1 protein-coding gene and 1 pseudogene are annotated in these 4,281 nt (G+C 44.6%); both read left to right on the top strand.

Features of this window, described 5'->3' with window-relative positions; all coding sequences use genetic code 11:
- Positions 1–151: 151 nt before the first annotated feature.
- The gene (locus GVI59_RS18325) at positions 152–3,550 is read left to right on the top strand and encodes a beta strand repeat-containing protein (protein ID WP_173575479.1); all 3,399 of its coding nucleotides are present in this window, start codon (positions 152–154) and stop codon (positions 3,548–3,550) included.
- Positions 3,551–3,871: 321 nt separating this feature from the next.
- Positions 3,872–4,229, top strand: a pseudogene (locus GVI59_RS19230) (transposase); the annotation flags it as partial.
- Positions 4,230–4,281 lie beyond the last annotated feature (52 nt).

The raw sequence follows: 4,281 nt of genomic DNA, 5'->3' as shown, positions 1-4,281 counted from the left end.
AGACTGTGAATCACGGAACGCCGTTCAATTCAATGAATTAACAGGTCCTGAGCCTAGTCAGCATATGAAATTTGAAAGCTAATTAATCAAAATTAAATCACATGTATCATATTTTATATCCAATGTTTTTTTTTGGCTTGGATATCATATTATGGATGACCGTTCATATCTTGGGGGCACTGTCGACCTTGACGCTTTGACTAATGCGGAAAACCTCTCAGAACTCGAATCTGAAGGTGACGTCGGTTACTACACGCAGGAAACGGGCGTTTATGAGGCGATAAACGACGGCACTTGGCCTGAGATAGCATCAGCTATGGAGTCGCTCAGCGGCAATGGAGACGGTGTCGCTGAGATCAATCTTCAACGTGGCACCAATATCTACAACTGGTTGGCTACCACATACCAGACTGATTGGCTCGACTATGGACTTCACCCATCAGTCTGGAACTCCATTATCGATTTCTGGTCTGGTTCCGACCCAAACTGGCTTGCAGAATTCAAACTGACAGTCGATGCATCCAAAGCATATGGGGTAAAAGTTGTAGCTCCTATCTGGTCACCTAACGGGGATTTTCCAGATGATTGGATCAATACAACTTATACTCCATACCAGGAAATACAGGAAGCAGCGCTCTATGGAGGTGGATTAACACTTGATGCACCACCCACATATTTCTTCATACGAGGCGAAGCTTATCAACAATTTTCCTATGATGAAGTAAACTGGGCTAATTCTAACAACTTGATTTCTACAGTTATTATTTCACCATTTGGGGATGATTCAATTTTTCTTGGGCGGACTAAAGATTATATTCTATATTTTGAACGTGCAGGAGCAATTCCAACCGCATGGATTGTAGAAAATTATGGAAGTTCTGATAATGGGATAGGATCTATTTCAGATTCTAATTCCATCGCTAGTGTTGCAGCATGGGTAGCGGTAAATGCTGAAACTACGACTTACACGCCTATTCCGCTTATTACGACTGGAACGGATGGCGTACTGAGTAATACAGTCAATGTTGGGACGATTATCTCCGGCACGACCGTTCCATATGCTCAGATTACGATTTACGTCGACAATGATGGAGTGCTTGGAAAAGCACTGGGTACCGGCACAGCAGATGAAGATGGAAACTGGAACGTCACACTCACGTCCGTAGGATACGGATCTTACGATATTGCCGCAGTAGCGGTTGGATTGAACAATATTGCATCCGTCACATCTTCCATTCTTGAAGTGACAAGTCCAGACATACCTAAAACTAATATTGTAGTTTCTGGTGACATGAATCTTGTACTCGGCCAAAATATAATGACACGCAGCCTGGCATCAACATCAACCGGATCTGCAGAGAATCTTATTCTAATTAAAAATGATGAAAATGACCCAACTTATCTTATTTCTGTATCAAATAGTGCGGAAAAAGGCACACCAGAAATCATTGATAATAGGCAAGCCAACGAAAATCTGACTGTTCTGGGCAATCAGGGAGATACCACTGTTTATACAGGTAACGCTGTTACCAACATCCAGAATGGATCACGTGGAAACAACGGCGTGTTAACCGTTATTTCTGCAGATATGGCTCACAATACCATTGAGGCTGGTCACACAACCTTGCTGGAAGCAGCAGGAGAAACAGCTGTGACCATGGGACGTCAGATTGATTCTCTTATCAATACACTTACTATTCAATCTGTAGGTACAGCAGATGAGGTTACTGCACAAACTTATGTTACCCTTGTCGGTCGAGGGAATGTTACAAACATTATAAATAATACCAGCGAGACTTACGCAACGATCGAGGCATATGGGGATGCTGCTGTTCAATTTACAGGTGCTGACACATCAATTTTCTTGCAGCAAACAGGAACTGCAACAGTTGTATCGGAAGGAAATACAGTAGTTCAATACAATAAAGGAAGCAGTTCGCTTTCATTTACAGCAAATGGTGGAAGTGGAGATATAGTCCGGGGCGGTGCTGGGATCATGACCGTAGATTTTAGCAATGCTGCTTCAAACGGAACTGAAACCTATATCGGGCAAAAAACAGTAGGGTACGGCAGCCTAATATTGACAGGGGGTGCAGATACTACGGATGTAACCTTAGTCCGAGAGAGCTCTGCAAAACTCATTGCTGGAACAGGAACTTTCAATCTCGTTGCTGGAAATTCAGGTGGTTTTAGTCTTGATCTTTCAAAGGCATCCGCTGCCACTCTTACATTTGAAAGTGGCTTGGGCAACTCAATAATTACGGGTTTTGACAGCAGTAAGGATACAGCAACAGTTGCCAATGTCTCTGGGTATCATGTGGAAAACAATGATCTCGTCGTCAGCCTGACCGATGGTTACGCGCTAACATTTTCTGGGGTCACTTCGTTGGATGGGATGACACTTGCGGAAACAGCTGTTTATCTTCGTACTCTTATTGGCCATGAATCCGATATAAGTTTTGGGCTTGGCGCAGATGGAACATCGCAAGCGCAATATCTCGATTTAGTAAATTATGGGGTTCGTTTTGGAACTGAATACTCTACCGTATCAAATGAAGCTGTAGCAGGTATTTCTGAAGTAGTAGATAACCGTCATGCTGTTGCCAACCTTACACTGTACGGAAACAAAGGCACCACTACAGTTTATACAGGGGGTGCCAATACAAAACTCATCAATAACCAAGATAATAATGACGGAACACTTACTGTATACTCATCCAATAATGCGTATAATACTGTTGAGGCAGGGTCTTCTACCATTATTCACACTGCTGGAACAACCGAAATTTACATGGGTAGCGAAGAGACGTCGGTATACAACACACTATCCTTGATTGCGGATGCTGGTCCTTTAGCCTCCACCCATACGGACGTTCTACTGGAAGGAGGGAATGACGTAACTAATATCATTCAAGATTTGGACACAGCTTCCGTTTCAATCACCTCGAATGAGCAAGCTAATCTTGATTTCACCGGAAGCGATGCGTCCCTTACTCTCAACCAGGCCGCGGCAGTGAATATCCTGTCACAAGGCGACAACACCATCATTGGTGGATCAGGTACTCTTTCCTTTATAGCTGATACTGGAGCCTCTGGCGATATCATTAAAGCAGGATCAGGAGCAATCACTGCTGATCTCAGTGAGGCATCTTCGGTAGGGACAGAGACTTACCTCGGCCAGATAGGACAAACAGCCTCTCTTGACCTGACTGCTGGAGCAGGCATGACCGTTATTTCATTGGTTAGCGAGAGTACTGCCACTCTTCTGGCGGGAGTAGGGGAACTTAATTTAACCGCAGCCAACTCTGGTGGTTTTACGTTAGATATGACGAAAGCATCTAGCGGCAACCTGTTATTAGAGTCTGGATTGGGAAGTTCCACAATTACAGGTTTTAATCAAGTAAATGATACAGCAACCATTCGAGACGTTCAGTCCTATGCGTTTTATTCAAGTGGACTTACGGTTGGTCTTGCTGATGGCCATAATGTTACATTTTCAAATATAACTTCTCTCCAAGGAATTGCGCTCCAATTTAGTGGGGTATCGTGATCATTGAATGATAAAGTTTCGGTAAATAGAAGATATGACCCCGCTTTTTCGGGTAGACTTTGAGTTTGAATAAGCTGCACCCGGTTGATGTTAAGCCGTCTCTGCCTATGGTGATCCCGGGTGCATTGTGTTCCTTCTCGGCAATGAGAATGAGTATGTTGTTACCTCTCTGCTTTTATAGCACGTTTTCCAGAACTTATTTCTTTCTCTACAGGGCTTCAGATAATCTCCGACCGGTCATGTCTAATGGTTTGGCTCTGACGTGCCCCCCCGAAATGTAACCATTTAAAAGTAGAGTCCGATCGAGAAGGATACGGACGAATGAAGCGCAGTCGTTTTACGGAAGAACAGATCATAGGGATTTTGAAGGAACAGGAAACTGGTCTGAAGGTCCCTGATCTTTGCCGCACACACGGGAGCAGTGATGCGACGTTCTACAAATGGAAGACCCACTATGGAGGTCTTGAAGTTTCCGAAGCCAGGCGGCTGAAACGTCTTCTGGTGGATGCGATGCTGGATAATGCGGCGCTGAAGGAGATTCGTTGAAAAAAAGTGGTGACGCCTGTTGCGAAGCGCCAGGCGGTCCCTACGCATTCAGGAAGCTCTGGGCCTGAGTGAGCGCCATGCCTGTGCCCTTGTTGGTCTTGCCAGGCGTGTTGCGCGGTATGTTTCCACTAGGCTCAGGACCTGTTAATTCATTGAATTGAACGGCGTTCCGTGATTCACAGTCC

This window comes from Acetobacter sicerae, assembly GCF_011516765.1.
Lineage (GTDB): Bacteria > Pseudomonadota > Alphaproteobacteria > Acetobacterales > Acetobacteraceae > Acetobacter > Acetobacter sicerae.
This window is presented reverse-complemented; position numbering and strand designations above follow the sequence as displayed.